Source organism: Arthrobacter horti (genome assembly GCF_030731045.1).
Taxonomy (GTDB): domain Bacteria; phylum Actinomycetota; class Actinomycetes; order Actinomycetales; family Micrococcaceae; genus Arthrobacter_E; species Arthrobacter_E nanjingensis.
Genome location: NZ_JAVALS010000002.1, coordinates 209670 through 227229, shown reverse-complemented (window position 1 = coordinate 227229; position 17560 = coordinate 209670). Strand labels below are relative to the sequence as shown.

18 protein-coding genes are annotated in these 17560 nt (G+C 67.2%); 4 read left to right on the top strand and 14 right to left on the bottom strand.

Annotated elements, in window-relative coordinates; genetic code table 11:
• Positions 1-19: 19 nt before the first annotated feature.
• A complete protein-coding gene (locus Q9R02_RS04915; protein WP_305995539.1) occupies positions 20-418 on the bottom strand; it encodes a YchJ family protein in 399 nt (132 codons plus the stop codon).
• Positions 419-642: 224 nt separating this feature from the next.
• On the opposite strand from Q9R02_RS04915, the gene purS reads away from it, so the two are divergent.
• The 3 genes from purS to purL are packed head-to-tail and all read left to right on the top strand — an operon-like array spanning position 643 to position 3960.
• Positions 643-894 carry a phosphoribosylformylglycinamidine synthase subunit PurS gene (gene purS, locus Q9R02_RS04910; protein ID WP_305995538.1) on the top strand — a complete coding sequence of 84 codons (252 nt, stop codon included), beginning with the start codon at positions 643-645 and terminating at the stop codon, positions 892-894.
• Position 895: 1 nt separating this feature from the next.
• Positions 896-1651: a phosphoribosylformylglycinamidine synthase subunit PurQ gene (purQ, locus tag Q9R02_RS04905; protein ID WP_305995537.1), complete on the top strand. Its 756-nt coding sequence runs from the start codon at positions 896-898 to the stop codon at positions 1649-1651.
• Positions 1651-3960: a phosphoribosylformylglycinamidine synthase subunit PurL gene (gene purL, locus Q9R02_RS04900; RefSeq protein WP_305995536.1), complete on the top strand. Its 2310-nt coding sequence runs from the start codon at positions 1651-1653 to the stop codon at positions 3958-3960. The genes purQ and purL overlap by 1 nt, the downstream gene beginning before the upstream one ends.
• A gap of 65 nt (positions 3961-4025) precedes the next feature.
• Here the strand turns inward: purL and Q9R02_RS04895 are convergent, their stop codons facing one another.
• The 11 genes from Q9R02_RS04895 to Q9R02_RS04845 all read right to left on the bottom strand — a co-directional run bounded on the left by Q9R02_RS04895 (position 4026) and on the right by Q9R02_RS04845 (position 14046).
• A complete protein-coding gene (locus tag Q9R02_RS04895; RefSeq protein ID WP_496196390.1) occupies positions 4026-4844 on the bottom strand; it encodes a type IV toxin-antitoxin system AbiEi family antitoxin in 819 nt (272 codons plus the stop codon).
• A 390-nt stretch (positions 4845-5234) separates the two neighbouring features.
• Positions 5235-6122 (bottom strand): carbohydrate ABC transporter permease, encoded by an 888-nt coding sequence (locus Q9R02_RS04890; protein ID WP_305995534.1) that lies wholly within the window; start codon positions 6120-6122, stop codon positions 5235-5237.
• On the bottom strand, positions 6119-7021 hold the full coding sequence (locus Q9R02_RS04885) for a carbohydrate ABC transporter permease (protein ID WP_425279221.1): 903 nt from the start codon (positions 7019-7021) through the stop codon (positions 6119-6121). The genes Q9R02_RS04890 and Q9R02_RS04885 overlap by 4 nt, the downstream gene beginning before the upstream one ends.
• Before the next feature lie 92 nt (positions 7022-7113).
• Positions 7114-8526: an N-acetylglucosamine/diacetylchitobiose ABC transporter substrate-binding protein gene (gene ngcE, locus Q9R02_RS04880; RefSeq protein WP_305995532.1), complete on the bottom strand. Its 1413-nt coding sequence runs from the start codon at positions 8524-8526 to the stop codon at positions 7114-7116.
• A gap of 571 nt (positions 8527-9097) precedes the next feature.
• Positions 9098-9493, bottom strand: coding sequence for an MmcQ/YjbR family DNA-binding protein (locus Q9R02_RS04875; protein WP_305995531.1), 396 nt, complete (start codon positions 9491-9493; stop codon positions 9098-9100).
• 82 nt (positions 9494-9575) lie between these two features.
• A complete protein-coding gene (locus Q9R02_RS04870) occupies positions 9576-10031 on the bottom strand; it encodes a CoA-binding protein (RefSeq protein ID WP_305995530.1) in 456 nt (151 codons plus the stop codon).
• Positions 10032-10211: 180 nt separating this feature from the next.
• Positions 10212-11501 (bottom strand): adenylosuccinate synthase, encoded by a 1290-nt coding sequence (locus Q9R02_RS04865; RefSeq protein WP_305995529.1) that lies wholly within the window; start codon positions 11499-11501, stop codon positions 10212-10214.
• A gap of 90 nt (positions 11502-11591) precedes the next feature.
• On the bottom strand, positions 11592-12110 hold the full coding sequence (locus tag Q9R02_RS04860; RefSeq protein WP_305995528.1) for a hypothetical protein: 519 nt from the start codon (positions 12108-12110) through the stop codon (positions 11592-11594).
• Positions 12107-12832 (bottom strand): hypothetical protein, encoded by a 726-nt coding sequence (locus tag Q9R02_RS04855; protein ID WP_305995527.1) that lies wholly within the window; start codon positions 12830-12832, stop codon positions 12107-12109. Before Q9R02_RS04855 ends, Q9R02_RS04860 begins: the two co-directional genes overlap by 4 nt.
• Positions 12832-13356 (bottom strand): signal peptidase I, encoded by a 525-nt coding sequence (locus Q9R02_RS04850; RefSeq protein ID WP_305995526.1) that lies wholly within the window; start codon positions 13354-13356, stop codon positions 12832-12834. Before Q9R02_RS04850 ends, Q9R02_RS04855 begins: the two co-directional genes overlap by 1 nt.
• Before the next feature lie 6 nt (positions 13357-13362).
• Positions 13363-14046 carry a SipW-dependent-type signal peptide-containing protein gene (locus Q9R02_RS04845; RefSeq protein ID WP_305995525.1) on the bottom strand — a complete coding sequence of 228 codons (684 nt, stop codon included), beginning with the start codon at positions 14044-14046 and terminating at the stop codon, positions 13363-13365.
• A gap of 271 nt (positions 14047-14317) precedes the next feature.
• Between Q9R02_RS04845 and Q9R02_RS04840 the strand changes: the two genes are divergently transcribed.
• Entirely contained in the window at positions 14318-15895 is a 1578-nt protein-coding gene (locus tag Q9R02_RS04840) for an AMP-binding protein (protein ID WP_305995524.1), read from the top strand.
• Between the two features lie 72 nt (positions 15896-15967).
• Here Q9R02_RS04840 and Q9R02_RS04835 read toward each other — a convergent pair whose 3' ends face one another.
• Complete coding sequence (locus tag Q9R02_RS04835; protein ID WP_305995523.1) at positions 15968-16390, bottom strand: DUF3151 domain-containing protein; 423 nt, start codon at positions 16388-16390, stop codon at positions 15968-15970.
• 2 nt (positions 16391-16392) lie between these two features.
• Positions 16393-17442 carry a class II fructose-bisphosphate aldolase gene (fbaA, locus tag Q9R02_RS04830; protein ID WP_305995755.1) on the bottom strand — a complete coding sequence of 350 codons (1050 nt, stop codon included), beginning with the start codon at positions 17440-17442 and terminating at the stop codon, positions 16393-16395.
• Positions 17443-17560 lie beyond the last annotated feature (118 nt).

Genomic DNA, 17560 nt, shown 5'->3' with positions numbered 1-17560 from the left:
CGGCGGCTATCCTGCGCGATCACTCGACGACGTCGCCATCCACGTAGAACCAGCGTCCGTCCTGGCGCACGAAGCGGCCCAGCTCCTCCAGCACACCGCGGCGCGCGCCCACCCGGTAATGGGCACGGAAGGCGACCTGCCCCTCCGTGTCGAACGGGCCGCCGGCCTCGGCGGCCAGGATGTCCAGGCGCACCCAGCTCACACGCGCGTCGAGTTCCAACGACGACGGCCGCGTGCCGGGGTGCCAGGTGGCCAGGAGGTAGGCGGTGTCGCCCACCGCGAAAGCACTGTAGCGGGAGCGCATGAGCGCTTCGGCGGTGGGGGCCACGGCCTCCCCCTCGTGATAGCGGCCGCAGCAGGAGACATAGCGTTCGCCGCTGAGACACGGGCAGTTCTCCGGGGTGTCGGGAAGGCTCATGAGTCCCAGCGTAGGCGGGCCGGGGACGCTTGCCGCACCCGGTAGAATAAGAAGGCAAGCTCGCGGAGCGTCGCTGCCCCCGTTCATCCGCTGTGACGGCTACCCTTCGGTCCCGACGCGTGGAAGCGGAAAAGCGCGTGAGACGGCAACACTCCGTGACGGCACTGGCCTGGGGCGACACCCCGGCCCAGGTTCAACGCACGCACGCACACAGGAGTTGCCGGATGCCCCGGATCGTCGTCGACGTCATGCCCAAGCCCGAAATCCTTGACCCGCAGGGCAAGGCCATCGTGGGCGCACTGCCCCGCCTGGGCTTCACCGATTTCACCTCGGTCCGCCAGGGCAAGCGCTTTGAGCTCGAGGTCGAAGGCGAGGTGACCGAGGACGTGCTGGCCAAGGCGCGCGAGGCCGCCGAGACCCTGCTCTCCAACCCCGTCATCGAGGATGTCGTCAACGTCCAGGTCGTCGAGGCCTGACATGACGGAACTCCCCCTCATCGGCTCGGCCGCCGTGGCCGACGCCCCGCTCTCCGGCGCCCGCATCGGCGTCGTGACGTTCCCCGGAACGCTGGATGACCGCGACGCCGCCCGCGCCGTGCGTCTGGCCGGCGCCGAGGCCGTCTCTCTGTGGCACGCCGACACCGAGCTCGCCGACGTCGACGCCGTCGTCGTCCCCGGCGGTTTCTCCTACGGCGACTACCTGCGCGCCGGCGCCATCGCCCGCTTCGCCCCGCTCATGGGCAAGATCGTGGACGCCGCGAACTCGGACGCCAAGCTGCCCGTGCTGGGCATCTGTAACGGCTTCCAGATCCTCACCGAATCCCACCTGCTGCCGGGCTCCATGGTCAAGAACGACCACCTGAAGTTCATCTGCCGCAACCAGGTGCTGCGCGTGGAGAACTCGAACACGGCCTGGACCAGCGATTACACGCAGGGCCAGGAGATCACCGTCCCGCTGAAGAACCAGGACGGCCAGTACATCGCGGATGAGAAGACCCTCGACGAGCTGGAGGCCGAGGGCCGCGTGGTGTTCCGCTACGTGGGCTTCAACCCGAACGGTTCCCGCCGCGACATCGCCGGCATCAGCAACGCCGCCGGCAACGTGGTGGGCCTCATGCCGCACCCGGAGCACGCCGTGGAGGCCGGTTTCGGTCCGGAGACCGCCGGCGAGTTCTCGGTGGACGGCCTCGGCTTCTTCACCTCTGTCCTGAGCCAGATCGTGGGAGGAAAGTGATGACCCAGGAGACCACCGCCAAGTTCAACATCGACACCGTGGCCAACGCCGCGGTGACCCCCGAAGTGGAACTGCCGTGGGCCGAGCTCGGCCTGAAGCAGAACGAGTTCGAGGAGATCCTCAAGGTCCTGGGCCGCCGCCCCACCGGCGCCGAGCTGGCCATGTACTCGGTCATGTGGAGCGAGCACTGCTCCTACAAGTCCTCCAAGAACCACCTGCGCCAGTTCGGTGCGAAGGTGACCGAGGAGATGAAGAAGGACATGCTCGTGGGCATCGGCGAGAACGCCGGTGTGACCAACCTGGGCGACGGCTGGGCCGTGACCTTCAAGATCGAGTCCCACAACTCGCCGTCGTTCGTGGAGCCCTACCAGGGCGCCGCCACCGGCATCGGCGGCATCGTGCGTGACATCATCTCCATGGGCGCCCGCCCCGTGGCCGTCATGGACCCGCTGCGCTTCGGCGCCATCGACCACCCGGACACCGCCCGCGTCATGCACGGCGCGGTGGCCGGCATCGGCGGCTACGGCAACTCCCTGGGCCTGCCGAACATCGGCGGCGAGATGGTGTTCGACGCCGTCTACCAGGGCAACCCGCTGGTCAACGCCCTCGCCGTGGGCGTCATGCGCCACGAGGACATCCGCCTGGCCAACGCCTCCGGCAAGGGCAACAAGGTGGTCCTGTTCGGCGCCCGCACCGGTGGCGACGGCATCGGCGGCGCCTCCGTGCTGGCCTCCGAGTCCTTCGACGACACCAAGCCGTCCAAGCGCCCGGCCGTCCAGGTGGGCGACCCGTTCGCTGAGAAGGTCCTCATCGAGTGCTGCCTTGAGCTGTTCAAGCACTCGCTCGTGGAAGGCATCCAGGACCTGGGCGCCGCCGGCATCTCCTGCGCCACCTCGGAGCTCGCCTCCAACGGTGACGGCGGCATGCAGGTGGAGCTGACCAGCGTCCTGCTGCGTGACCACACCCTGACCCCGGGCGAGATCCTCATGTCCGAGTCCCAGGAGCGCATGATGGCCGTGGTGACGCCGGAGAACATCAAGGCGTTCGAAGCCGTCATGGAGAAGTGGAACGTCGAGTACTCCTGGCTGGGCGAGGTGACCGATACCGGCCGCCTCATCATCACCTGGGACGGCGAGGTCATCGTGGACGTGGATCCGCGCACCGTGGCCCATGACGGCCCGGTCTACGACCGCCCGTACGCCCGCCCGTCCTGGCAGGACGAGCTGCAGGCGAACCACTTCAACGGTTCCGCCGCCGACTCCGAGCGCCCCGCCACCTCCGGCGCCCTGGCCGCCGCTGTGACCGAGCTGGTCTCCAGCCCGAACATGTGCGACAAGTCCTGGATCACCAAGCAGTACGATCGCTACGTGGGCGGCAACACCGCCCTGGCGTTCCCGGACGACTCCGGCGTGATCCGCGTGGACGAGGAGACCGGGCTCGGTGTGGCCCTGTCCACCGACGCCAACGGCCGCTACACCTACCTGGACCCGTTCCAGGGCGCTCAGCTGGCACTGGCCGAGGCGTACCGCAACGTGGCGACCACCGGCGCCGTGCCCATGGCCGTGTCCGACTGCCTGAACTTCGGCTCCCCCGAGGACCCGGACGTCATGTGGCAGCTGGCCGAGGCCATCCGCGGCCTGTCCGACGCCTGCATGGAGCTCTCCGTGCCGGTGACCGGCGGCAACGTTTCCCTGTACAACCAGACCGGCACCACCGCCATCCACCCCTCCCCCGTGGTGGCGGTGCTGGGCAAGCTCGACGACGTCGCGCGCCGCACCCCGTCCGGCTGGCGCGAGGATGGCCAGGCCATCTACCTGCTGGGCACGACGGCGGACGAGCTGGACGGCTCGGAGTGGGCGAACCTGCGGGGTCACCTCGGCGGTGTGCCGCCGCGCGTCGACCTCAAGGCCGAGCACACTCTGGGTGAGATCCTGATCAACGCCTCCCGTGACGGCATGATCGACGCCGCCCACGACCTCTCCGAGGGTGGCCTCGCGGCCGCTCTGGCCGAGTCGGCCCTGCGCTACGGCGTGGGCGCCCGGGTTTCGCTGGGTGAAGTGGCCGAGCGCGACGGTGTGGACCTGTTCACGCTGCTGTTCTCCGAGTCCCAGGCCCGTGCCATCGTGTCCGTCCCGCGGAGCGAAGAGGTCCGCTTCAACGACATGTGCACCGCCCGCGGCTTCGCCCACGCCCGCATCGGCGTGGTGGACTCCGCCACCGAGGCACTGGAGATCACCGGCGTGGACTCCCTCCCGCTGGACGCCCTCCGCGAGGCCCACGAGGGCACCCTGCCGAAGTACTTCGGCTAGGAGCACCCCTCCCTCTCCTGCATCGACTGCTCCGTAGGTGTCGTTTTGAACCCTCAGAACGACACCTACGGAGCAGTCGTTTTTAAAGCCGGATCTGGACGCCAGCCGGCCTGAATCAAGGCGGTCCTCACTTTGGACACCGCGGCCTTTGCATCCCGGTACATGTGTCGCTTCGAAATCCGGACTTCCACCCAGCCGAGTTCTTTGTAGCGCTCCGAACGGGCGATGTCCCGGACGATCTGCGACTCTTCTCCATGCCCTTCGCCTTCGTACTCGATGGCGATGCGGTATTGACGGTACGAAAGATCAGGCTGCACTCGCCTACCGGGCGCTCCTTCCTCCACGGGAACATTGATCTCTGGTTCGGGAAGCCCGGCCCGGTTCATCGCAAGCCTGAGCAGTGTCTCCTGCGGAGAGTCCGCTCCGATTCGGATGAGCTGAAGGGCGGCCTTGGCCTTCCTCAGCCCGCGCTTTCCCTTATGCCTGTCGATCATCCGTTGAAGGTCGCTCAGAGCGCACAACGGCGTGTCCCTGTTCTCGAAATCCGGGTACGGAATCCGGACCAAATGGTCGCCTGCGACAACGAGTTCGTCCACAGTCAGAGTCTCGGCCAGATCCAGCCACGTCCGTTCCGGCGTCGTGATTCTGATGCCATCGAGGACGGCGATTTCGTCGGCAAAGAGTTTCGCCCTGTGCACAACCACGTGAGGCCTGTGGAGGTACGCCGCGCCCTCAGGCCGGATCACGTGAAAGGTCATGGTCTCCTCCTTCCTTGCTCGGCCAGGAAGACCACCGACTTCCGCAGCTGTGACGTGGGAGAGTGCGCATTCCCTGTTGATCTCGATGAAGGGTCGGACGCGGTCCCACAGTGGAGTTTCCTCCAAGGGGAGTTCCGATCGAATTCCGCGGCCAAGTTTCTCCAGAGACCCGTGCCGCAATCGTCTCCGGCTGACCCCTTGATCTCGGGCTTCCTTGAACGTGAAAGGCCGATCCGTGAGTTCCACGGGCAGGCGTCGAGAGGTCTTCATCCGCCCATCCCACCAGAGGAGCACGCCACTCCGCAGAAAGTATCCACAGGCACAATCGACTGCTCCGTAGGTGTCGTTCTGAGAGCTCAGAACGACACCTACGGAGCAGTCGATGAATGGGAAGAAGTGAGGCCCCTGCCGGCCAGTGTGGGCTGGCGGCAGGGGCCTCAATGGCCGGGCTGGACTATGGGGCTGGCCCACCCGGCCCAGGTGCGGGGCCGGGATCGGCTCTCCGCGGCTGAAGGGTCAGCGGGACGTGCCCTGGGACACGGATCCCTGCAGCTGACGCTGGAAGATGATGTAGACCACCAGGACCGGGAGCACCGTCACCGTCACGGCGGCGAACAGGGCGCCGAAGTCCACTGCGTAACCCATCTGCTGTGCGTAGGAGAACAGACCCTGGGAGAGCACCTTCGGGCCGGAGGCATTGATCGTCACCGGGATGAGGAACTGGTTCCACAGACCCAGGAAGTTGAAGATCGCCACGGACGCCAGTCCAGGCCTGGCCATCGGCAGCATGATCTGGAAGAACGTCCTCCACTCACCTGCGCCGTCGATCGCCGCAGCCTCCGCGATCTCGCCCGGCAGGTTCCTGAAGAAGCTGTGCAGGAAGAAGACGGTGAAGGCCAGAGCGAAGCTGGTGTAGGTGGCGATCATCGCCTGGTAGGTCCCGAGGATGCCGATGTTCTGGAGGATCTTGAACAGCGGCACCATGGCCAGGAAGATCGGGAAGGTGTTGCCGGCCAGCATCATGATGTACAGGAACCTGTTGCCCCAGAACTTGAAGCGTGCCAGGACATAGGCCGACATGGCGCCCAGGAGCATGACCAGCACCAGGGAGACGCCGACGACGAGGACGGAGTTCCCGAAGTACTCGCCGATGTGGGCGGTCTGCCACGCTCGGGAGTAGTTGTCGAAATGCCACACGGTCGGCAACCCGAAGGGGGATGCGAAGATGTCGGACGAGGACTTGAACGAGGACATGAAGGTCCACAGCAGCGGCAGCACCACGATGACCGACCACAGGATCAGCACCACGTGACTGACTCCGGCCACCGCCTTGTCACTCTTGGTGGCTTCCGCCTTGCGCTCCACGTGGCCTTCCGGCGCCGTGGTCTTGTTGAGTACGCTCATACGAGTTCCTGATCCTTACCACCGGTCAGCCGGTTCACCAGGAACACCAGCCCTGAGAAGCCGAGCGTCGCGACCGCCATGACCACGCCCATCGCCGTGGCCACCCCGAACTGTCCACGCTGGAAGGCCGTGAAGAACAGCTGCTGCGCCATGACCAGAGTGGAGTTCTCCGGGCCACCGGCGTTCGGGAACAGCGCAGCCATGTAGACGAACGCGTCGAGAGCGACGATGCCGAGATAGACGTAGGCCGTCTGGATGTTGTCCCGGATCATCGGGATCGTGATGTTCATCGCCGTGCGCAGACGGCCTGCGCCGTCAATGCGGGCGGCCTCGTACAGCTCGGCCGGGATGCCCTTGATGCCGGCGATGAAGAGGACCATGTAGAAGCCGACGAAACCCCAGATGATCACGAACATGGACGCCAGCATGGCGGTGCGGGAGTCGCCCAGCCACGGGTAGTCCTTGAAACCTGAAAGCCCCACTGCCCGGAGCAGGCCGTTCAGCAGGCCGTTGCTCGGGTCATAGATCTGTCCCCACATGATGCCGATGGCGATGGCGGGGATGGTGTACGGGAAGAAGGAGACCACCCGGTAGAAGCCGGACCCCTTCAGGCCCTTCACCTGCCCCTTGCTGCTGCCACCCACAGTCACGACAACAGCCAGAGCGAGCGAGAGGACGATGGTCACGAGCGGGACGACCACGAGCAGCAGGATGTTGTTGCCCAGTGCCTTCAGGAACAGGTTGTCCTGGAAGATCCGCACGTAGTTGCTCAAACCCACGAAGTCGTACTTCGGGCTGAAGCCCGACCAGTTGGTGAAGCTGTAGATGAACGCCTGGATGAACGGCGAGATCACGAAAATGATGTACAGAACGAACGGCACCCCGAGGAACACCAACATGAAGCTGACCTTGTCCCAGGTCAGCTTCTTGCGCCGCCGCGGGGCGGCGGCCGCCTGGCCGCCGCCCTTGGTGGTGCCCGAAACAGGCTGGGTCACTTGATGTCAACCTTCTTGATGGACGGGTCGTTCGCGACCTTGTCCGAGATCTGCTGCAGAGCGTCCGCGAGCTGCGCGGCCGAGCTCTTGCCGTCCAGGAAGGCGTTCCAGACGACGAGCTGGTCCTTGTTGGTGCCGTAGAGGTCGAAGACCTGCCAGTTGAAGACGTTCTTGCCGGCGCCGTCCAGCATCTTGATCTGGGACACGAGCGCCGTGGAGCCGAAGCCGTCGGCCGGGACGGTGCCCTTGACGATGGTCGGAGCGAGCTTGGTCTTGGCGAAGTTGGTGGCCGCTTCCTTGGACAGCATGGCGCGGAGAAGCTCCTTGCCGCCGGGGACGTTCTTGCCCTGAGACGGGACGATGAAGGGCTCGCCGGCACCGGAGTGCAAGGCCTCGTACGGCATCTTGGAGCCGGAGGTGACGGTCGGCACCGGAGCACCGGTCATCTGGAAGCCCGACTTCGTCTGGTCCTTCATCTCGTTCTCGATCCAGGAACCGGACGGGTACAGCAGGGCGTCCTGGTTGTTGGACCACTGGGCCTGAGCCGCCGTGAACTGGGTGCCCGATCCGCCCGGCTTGAAGTGGCCGGCCTTGATGTGCTTCTCCAGCGCCTCGAACACCTTGGTGATGGCGTCCTGCTTCCAGGCGTTCGGCTTGAGGTTCTCGATATTGAGGCGGACGTCCTGGCCGCCTTCCTTGATGGCGGAGGCGAAGGCCAGCTCCTGGTAGTAGGTGGCGGCTTCCTTGCCCCAGAGGAACAGGTACTTGCCCTGGGCCTTGGCCTTCTCACCGAGAGCGAATGCCTCGTCCCAGGTCTTCGGCGGGGTCCAGCCGTTGTCCTTGAAGAGGGAGGCGGAGTACCAGAAGCCGTAAATGGTCAGGGCGTAGTTGATGGCTGCGACCTTGCCACCGAAGGTACCGGGGGCCAGCACGCCTTCGTACAGGGTGTCCGAGATCTTGGTGCCCTCGTAGTTGTTGGCGTTCACCACGCCCTGGAGATCCTCCAGCTGGTCCAGGATGGTGGAGATGCCGATGGACTGAGCACCGGAGTTGTCCACGAGGTCCGGCGGGTTGCCACCGGCGAAGCGGGGCTGAAGCTCGGCGGAGATCGCCGTGGACGGGGTGACCTTGAAGGTGGAGCCCTGGAACTTCTTCTCCGCCACATTGGCCGCGAACTGGACGTAGTCCGTCTTGTAACCGCCGTCGAAGATCACCGCATCCACGGTGGAGCTGCCGGCCATGCCGAACGGGTTGTCCGCAGAGACCGTGCCGGTGGCGTTGGAACCGCCGCCACTGCCACCGCCGGCTGCACAGGAAGCCAATGCGCCGCCCATGGGGATGACCGCGGCCGTTGCGAGCGCCCCCCGGAGGAATCCACGCCGAGCGAACGGCTGGTTCTGCATTTTCATATCGTTACCTTCCGATGACTCAAAGGAGCTGGGCGCATCTTCAACAGCTTCGACCAGCGTGACCTGGGCCCATCGGGACCCCTGCCTGTGAGATATGCAACACCATCTCTGCGCGAAACGCAATAAATCCTGGGAGTTTTGATCAACTTCTTTCATTGCGGTTTCATAACTCACCGCAATTCCGCGGCGCTCGCCAGGCGGATCCGCGCGAGCGGGCTCTCATTTCGCCGGCGCCGCGCAGCTGTTCCTGGGGACAGGTTCCCACCGGCCCGGGTACCTGCGCCACCGCCCCGCCGGTGTCTGGAAAAAATAGAGTAGCGACTACTCAGGACAGGGCCACCTGTACGCGGATAGTGTGTTCTGCAGTACGTGGCACCCTGACCACCAGCTCTTCCGGGAGGAATGCCACGTACCGGTGCAGGAATCTGGGGGATTCTCACCGGTGCCGAGCGACCGTTTTAGGAGGCGGCCGCTCGGAATCCAGGATGTGCCAGGGTCACAGGACTGGGCGGGGCCGGGCTGTTCGGCGGAAGTCGGCGGTATCCGGCCCCTCCGCACGTCCGGGGCCGGATCAGCCCCGCTCCACCAAGCCCTTCCAGCCGAGCTGCTCCTGCTGCCGGCGGCTCAGCGTGGACACCACCAGGTCATACGAGTCCTCGATCATGTCGCGCAGCAGATCCTCGGGAAGCCCGTCCAGGAGCACCCCGTTCCAGTGCTTCTTGTTCATGTGCCACGCCCCCGTGATCTGCGGATGCGCCGCCCTCAGCTGCAGGGCCAGATCCGGTTCGCACTTCAGGCTGATCTGCAAGGGGACGTCCAGACGCGATGCGGCGAACATCTTGGCAGGGTGGCGCGCACCGTCCACGGCGGAGGCCACCTTGAAGACGGAGAGCTCGGGATCGAAGGGGAACTCCTCCACCGCTCCCGGGAAGGACAGGCAGAACTCCCGCAGGCTCGCAGCGTCCATTCAGTGCTCCTCCGCGGCCTCCGGGCCGCTGTATGAGATGAGTGCGCGACGGCGGCAACGCGCCGTCGTCGTCTTCGGTGGCCTAGGCGCGGGCCTGGTGATCGCTGCCGAGGCGGCGGCCCTCCAGCGCCCAGCGGTGGAGCACCCGGTCCGGGCACTCGTTGACCACGACGTCCAGGCCGGCGTCCAGCGCGCGCTGCGCCGCGGCGTCGTCGATCACGCCTAGCTGCGTCCAGACGGCCTTGGCACCCACCTCGATCGCCTGGTCGATCACGGCGCCGACGCGTTCGGAGTTCACGAAGCACTCCACCACGTCCACCCCGCCCGGCACCTCGGACAGCCGCGTGTAGCCCTTCTCCCCGTGCACATCCTCGCCCTTGGGGTTGATCGGAACGATCTCCATGCCCATCCGGTCGCGGACCGTCAGGGCGATGTCATAGGCCGCCCGCCACTGATTGGTGCTCAGCCCGACGACAGCCCAGCGGGCCTTCGTGGTCATGAGCTTCTCGACGACGGCAGGATCGTTGACGTATGCCATGCCCCAAGCCTATTCCTCTGCCCGGAGGATGCATTCCCACGCGGCTTAGACACACGCCTGCGCTCGTTCCTCGCTTCGGCGCGCGATGCGCCGCTTTCGGGAATACATCCTCCGGACCCCTGTACGCCAAGGGCCGGCAACGCCAACGCGCCACCGGCCCTCGAGAAAGGGGTAAGGGAATCAGCCCTCGATCAGGTCGTGCACGACGATGGTCTGCTCGCGGTCGGGGCCCACGCCGATGGCGGAGAAGCGGGTGCCGGAGAGGCGCTCCAGTGCCAGGACGTAGTTGCGGGCATTCTCCGGGAGCTCGTCCAGGGTCTTGGCGCTGCTGATGTTCTCGGTCCAGCCCGGGAAGTACTCGAAGATGGGCTTCGCGTGGTGGAAGCCGGTCTGGGTCATGGGCATCTCGTCATGGCGCACACCGTCCACGTCGTACGCCACGCAGACCGGGATCTGCTCGATGCCCGTGAGCACGTCCAGCTTGGTGAGGAAGTAGTCCGTGAAGCCGTTGACGCGGGAGGCGTGGCGGGCCAGGACGGCGTCGTACCAGCCACAGCGGCGCGGGCGGCCCGTGTTGACGCCGAACTCGCCGCCGGTCTTCTGAAGGTACAGGCCCATGTCGTCGAACAGTTCCGTGGGGAACGGGCCGGCGCCCACGCGGGTGGTGTAGGCCTTGATGATGCCGATGGAGCGGGAGATGCGGGTGGGACCGATGCCGGAGCCCACGGACGCGCCGCCGGCGGTGGGGTTGGAGGAGGTCACGAACGGGTAGGTGCCGTGGTCCACGTCCAGGAAGGTGGCCTGGCCGCCCTCCATGAGGACCACCTTGCCCTCGTCCAGGGCCTTGTTCAGCTCGTAGGTCGAGTCGATGACCAGCGGCCGCAGGCGTTCGGCGAAGGAGAGGAAGTACTGGACGATCTCCTCGACTTCGACGGCGCGGCGGTTGTAGACCTTCACCAGCAGCTGGTTCTTCTGGTGCAGGGAGCCCTCCACCTTCTGGCGCAGGATGGACTCGTCGAAGACGTCCTGGACGCGGAGACCCAGACGGGCCACCTTGTCCATGTAGGCCGGGCCGATGCCGCGGCCGGTGGTGCCGATGGCCCGCTTGCCCAGGAAGCGCTCCGTGACCTTGTCCAGGACCTGGTGGTACGGGGCCACCAGGTGGGCGTTGGCGGAGACGCGCAGGCGGGAGGTGTCCGCGCCGCGTGCTTCGAGCCCGTCGATCTCCTGGAAGAGGGCCTCGAGGTTGACCACGCAGCCGTTGCCGATGACCGGGATGGCGTTGGGGCTGAGGATGCCGGCGGGAAGGAGCTTGAGCTCATACTTCTCACCGTTCACGACGACGGTGTGCCCGGCGTTGTTGCCGCCGTTCGGCTTCACCACGTAATCCACGCGACCGCCCAGGAGGTCGGTGGCCTTTCCCTTGCCTTCATCGCCCCACTGGGCTCCGACGATCACGATTGCTGGCACAGGGGCCTCCCATGGGGCTCGGCAGGGCGTTGACCTACCCAGTTTAGTCGACTCGGGCGCGGAACCCGCATCGAGGTGATTCACCGGGTGCTATTGGATGGCACAGCTTCCCACCAGCCCGGCGAGCTGACGGACGCGGATCCTGGCCTCCGCGGACTGCCAGGTACCGGCCTGCAGGACGATCGCCGTATCCCGTGTGCCGATCAGTCCGCCTCCCAGCCCCAGCAGGCCGAGGGCGATGGTCGATTTGTACCCGGGGCCGGAGGGCACGGTCGTGGTGTTGTCAACGACCTTCCCGCTGTCACTCAGCGTGTTTCCGCCAGCCGGCGCCGTGTACAGCCGGGCGTTGTCGACGGTCCAAGCCCCGGCCGGAAGCGTCCAGTACACATCCACCGTCGCGGTCAGGCCACCGTTGAAGGTGCACTGTGTGATCGTGGCCGGGGAAACGGTGGCCAGGGTCCCCACGGCACCGGAGGCCCCCGCGTACCCGTGGGTCCATTCGGGGTCCGCCCAGGCCGCTTCGGTGGGCACCGCGCGCGGCAGCGGTGAGGCGACGAAGACCACGCACACCGCGAGCGCCGCGGCGGCCCGTCCGCGGATCCCGGTCATGTCCCACCACCTCGTCGATGCCCTTCGCCGTCCAGCCCGAGCGTGCGCCGGGGCCGGCGCCCCAAGGCGGCCCACAGCGCCGCCCCGCCGAGCAGCAGCGCGCCGCCCGCCAGAGCCCAGCGGGCGCCGTCGAACCCGGTCCGGCCCAGCTCGCTGCCCACCGCCGTTGCGCCGTCGTCCTCCGTGGAGTGAGCGGTGATCCCCAGCCCCAGCCGGAGGCTGTCACCGTCCGCCGGGTGAGTGCCCTGCGGCGCGGCGAGTGACACCGCCAGGTACGAGTACTTCCCGGCGGACAGCCCGGCCAGCGGGACTCTGGCATCCGGGTCCACGGAGTCCAGCGGGACCCGATTCATCCGCATCACGGGCACCGACGCGCAGCGCAGGGTCACGTCCACACCGCTGGCGCCGGTCCAGGGTTCCGGGCATTCGCGGACCGTGAGGAGGTATCCCCCGGGCCCGGAGAGCGCACCCGTCGCACTCAGCCGGAGCGTCGTGGATGCCGTAACCCGCTCGGCCACGTGCATCCTCAACTGCCAGGAGTATTCCTGGCCGGGCTTCAGCGACGGGAACACGAGCGGGTACGGAGCCGAGGCCAGCTGCAGACGGTCCGGCGCCCCCACCTCGGGCACCGGGACGAAGGGATCCGCCGCCGCGGCCGGGGTCACCGGCAGGCAGGCAGCCGCAAGGCAGACCACGACGACGGCGCGGCTCACCTTCCTCATCAAGCCTCCCTCCCCGCCGCATGCCGGGGCGTCCGGTGCGGCCAGAACGCCCACGTCACCACGGCGGCGATGACCAGGGTCGCCGCGCCGAGGAACCACGGCCCGCGCGAATTCATGACCCAGGTCCCGACGGCCGGAACGGTGAACACCACCCGCTGCACCGTGTCCACCTGGTATGGCAGCGGATCCTCCGTGGTGTTCGCGTCACCTTTCAGGATCAGAGCGGCGGCTCCCGCAGGCCCACCCGCCTCCGGGCGCACGGACACCGCGCGGTGGGTCACGAGCGTTCCAGAGCCGGGACGCTTCACCGACACCACATCGCCCGGCTTCACCTGGTCAGCGGGGACGCGGACGGTCACAGAGAGAGCCCCCACGGGGTACCCCGGCTCCATGGATCCAGTCCGGAACACCACGAAACCCACACCGAACAGGACGGACGCCACGACCCCCACCAGACACAGCAGGCCCAGGAGGGCCGCGAGGCTCAGAAGAGCCTCACGGACCAGCCTGGCACCACGTCTCACCACCGATCAGGAGCCGACGGTGCTGGTGAAGCGCCAGAGCGGGGTGGTCTCCTTGCCCTGCAGGGTCGTGTCCGTGGTGGACGGCAGGGAGAGCGCGAAGCAGATGTCGACGGGGGTGCCCGCCGCACCCGAAGCGCCGGCCGGCAGGGAGATCGGGGTGCTGGAAGTGGCCGTGAGCGGCTGCCCGGCGGCCACCAGCGTGGTCCCGGCCGCCGCGAATCCGGCCGCATTGCACTGTGCCTTGGTCACGCCGGACTTCACCGAGTACGTCAGAGCCGCGTACAGCGAGGGGCTGTTGGTGGGTTCCGCCGTGGGAATGGCCTGCACGCCTTCGGCGAGGAGGGCCGTGAGAGCCTGAGAACCCGCGGCGGCGCGGAGTTCCATGGGCGCGTAGACCACGGCGCCCGGAACCAGCTGATTGGCGTTGACCGTGAAGGTCAGGGCCCCGCCGTTCTTGGAGCCCTGCGAACTCCAGGCGGCGGCGCCGGAAGCGCCCGTCCAGGTGTTCTGCTCCATGTGGTAGACCTGTGTGCCAGGCCCGGCCGTGCCGTTGTCGTTCTGGCCGAAGACCCATTCGTTGTCGGTCCAGGCTGCGAGGGTGAAGACGGCCCCGACGCCCAGCACCAGGCCGCCGGCCAGGATGGCGCGGGCCTTGCGGGAACGGAAGGTGCGCGTGGAATTCTGATCCATGGTGTTGCCCTGTCATGTGAGTGAGTGATGCGGCGCCGGCTCCTCCCAGACCGACGCACGGGCAGCACACCCGGTCCCTCCCCGGCAGGACATGCTCGGTTAAGCATGACGACCGTATTGACCCCAGGTCAATCACGGGAGGGACACGATTCGCCCGGGTCCGCATCTTGTGCCGGACGGCACTTTGGCTGTTATCTGGATCACATACCAGCCGGTAACGTCGCGGTCCCCGTGCCGTCATTCCTTCCGGCCGCGGCACGCAGGAGGCACCGTGTTCAGCAGTCCGTACCCCGACGTCGACATTCCGGATCTGAGCGTCCACGACCATCTCTTCGGAGGCCTGAGCGAAGCGGACCTGGATCGCGTGGCCCTCGTGGACGGCACCACGGGCGCCTCGGGGACCTATCGCACCCTGGTGACCAACATCGGACTCGTGGCCGGCTATCTGGCCGCGCATGGCGTGAAGCCCGGCGACGTCGTCGGGCTCCTCTCCCCCAACATCCCGGCGTTCGCGCCGGTGTTCCACGGCATCCTGCGCGCGGGCGCGGCAGCCACCACCATCAACGCCCTGTACACGGCGGAGGAGGTGGCCCACCAGCTCCAGGACGCGGGCGCCACCTGGCTGTTCACGATCGCGCCCTTCCTTGAGCGGGCCGAAGAGGCGGCCCGGACGGCCGGGATCCCGGCGGAGCAACTGGTGGTGATCGGCGGCGACGGCGAGGCTCACCCCGCCTATCCCGGCATCCTGGAGGAAGGGCACCTGGCCCCCGACGTCACGATCGACCCGGCGACCCACATCGCCGTGCTGCCGTTCTCCTCCGGCACCACGAGCGCCCCCAAGGGCGTGATGCTCACGCACCGCAACCTCGTGGCGAATGTCCAGCAGGCCCGGGCCCTGCTCGAGGTGGTCCCGGAGGACCGGCTGCTGGCCCTGCTGCCCTTCTTCCACATTTACGGCATGACGGTGCTGCTGAACCTGGCCCTGGCGGAACGGGCCAGCCTGGTCACCATGCCGAAATTCGACCTCACGGAGTTCCTGCGGATCATCCAGGAGCACCGGATCAGCTATCTGTTCATCGCACCGCCCGTGGCCGTCGCCCTGGCGAAGCACCCGCTGGTGGCCGAGTACGACCTCTCCAGCGTCCACACCGCCTTGTCCGGGGCGGCGCCGCTGGACGAGGAACTGGGGCATGCGGTGGCGGAACGGATCGGCTGCCGGATGCTCCAGGGTTACGGCATGAGCGAGATGAGCCCGGTCTCTCATCTCATCCCCCGTTCGGCGGAGGGAGTGCCCCTGGGCAGCTGCGGCTACACCGTGCCGAACATGGACATGAGGATCGTGGACCTGGCCACCGGAGAGGACATCGACCCGCCGGCGGAGGGAGTCAGCGAGCCCGGGCACCTGCTGTGCCGGGGCCCCAACGTGATGCTCGGCTACCTCAACCTGCCGGAAGCGACCGCGGAGGCGCTGGATACGGACGGCTTCCTGCACACGGGTGACATCGCCACGGTGTCCTCCACGGGTGTGGTGACGATCGTGGACCGGCTCAAGGAACTCATCAAGTACAAGGGCTACCAGATCCCCCCGGCGGAGCTGGAGGCCGTGCTGCTCACTCACCCGGAGATCGCCGACGCCGCCGTGGTGGGCGCGTACGACGAGGACCATCAGGAGGTGCCCAAGGCGTTCGTGGTGCGGCAGGCGGGGTCGGCCCTGGACGCCGAGGGGGTCATGTCCTTCGTGGCGAAGCACGTGGCGCCGCACAAGAAAGTCCGGCAGGTCGAGTTCCTGGACGCGATCCCCAAATCCGCGTCCGGCAAGATCCTGCGCCGGGAGCTGCGGAAGGGCTGAGCCGGGAACAGCGGCGGGTGGCCACCTTTCCAGGTGACCACCCGCCGCCGTCGTCGTTCATTCAGCCGTGGCTCAGAGGGCCTCGATGGCCGCCTTCGCCGTGGGGTCCGAGTCGTTCAGGAACGTCGAGATGCGTTCCGGCTCCTCGGCTTCGCCGATGGCCGCCGAGGCGCGACCCAGGGCGTGGAGCGCACGCAGGAAGCCCTGATTGGGCTCGTGCTCCCACGGGATGGGGCCGGCGCCGCGCCAGCCGTTGCGGCGCAGGGCGTCCAGGCCGCGGTGGTAGCCGACCCGGGCGAAGGCGTAGGACTCGATCGTCTTGCCTTCGGCCCACGCCTGCTCGGCCGCAAGCGCCCACAGCAGGGAGGAGGCGGGGTACTTCGCCAGCAGTTCGTGGACGTGCACACCCACGGCCAGGTGCTGGTAGACCTCCGTCTCGGCGGGGAGCTTCGTGGGCTCCGGGCCGAGCAGATTGGCGCGGAACTCGTCCGACATGCCTACTTGCCGCTCTTGCCGGCGGAGCCGAGCTGCTGGGCGGCCTCGACGATGCGGGCGGCCATGCCGGCCTCGGCGGAGGCGCCCCAGACGCGGGGGTCGTAGGTCTTCTTGTTGCCGATCTCTCCGTCGACCTTCAGCACGCCGTCGTAGTTGCTCATCATGTGGCCGGCCACCGGGCGGGTGAACGCGTACTGGGTGTCCGTGTCCACGTTCATCTTGATGACACCGAAGGAGACGGCGTCCGCGATCTCCTGCTCGGAGGAACCGGAGCCGCCGTGGAAGACCAGGTCGAACGGGTTGGCCTTGCCGATCTTGGCGCCGACCTCCTCCTGGATCTTCTTCAGCAGCTCGGGACGCAGCTTCACACCGCCCGGCTTGTACACACCGTGCACATTGCCGAAGGTCAGCGCCGTGATGTAGCGGCCGTTCTCGCCGGAGCCCAGGGCCTCGATGGTCGCCAGGGCGTCCTCGGTGGTGGTGTAGAGCTTCTCGTTGATCTCGTTCTCCACACCGTCCTCCTCGCCGCCGACGGTGCCGATCTCAACCTCGAGGATCATCTTGGCGGCCGCGGTGCGGTCCAGCAGCTCACGGGCGATGCGGAGGTTCTCGCCGAGCTCCTCGTGCGAGCCGTCCCACATGTGGGAGTTGAAGAGCGGGTTGCGGCCGGCCTTGACCTCGGCCTCGGACGCGGCCAGCAGCGGCAGGACGAAGCCCTCCAGCTTGTCCTTGGGGCAGTGGTCCGTGTGCAGGGCGATGTTCACGTCGTAGTTCTTGGCGACCTCGCGGGCGAAGGCGGCGAAGCCGAGGGAACCGGCCACCATGTCCTTCACGGAGGCACCGGACCAGTAGGCCGCACCACCGGTGGAGACCTGGATGATGCCGTCGGAACCGGCCTCGGCGAAACCACGGATCGCGGCATTGAGGGTCTGCGAAGAGGTGACGTTCACGGCCGGGTAGGCGAAACCACCCGCCTTCGCACGGTCGATCATGTCGGCGTAGATTTCCGGGGTTGCGATAGGCATGCTGACTCCATCAGTGGCAACGGGGATGGCCGGCAGCGGGTGACGCCGGCCGTTTCGCGCTATTTCCGCGTGACGGATCCCATCCTAGCCAGCGAGCACGCCACCACGGAATGTGTGGCGTGGATCATGACGCGGCACGGCCTGC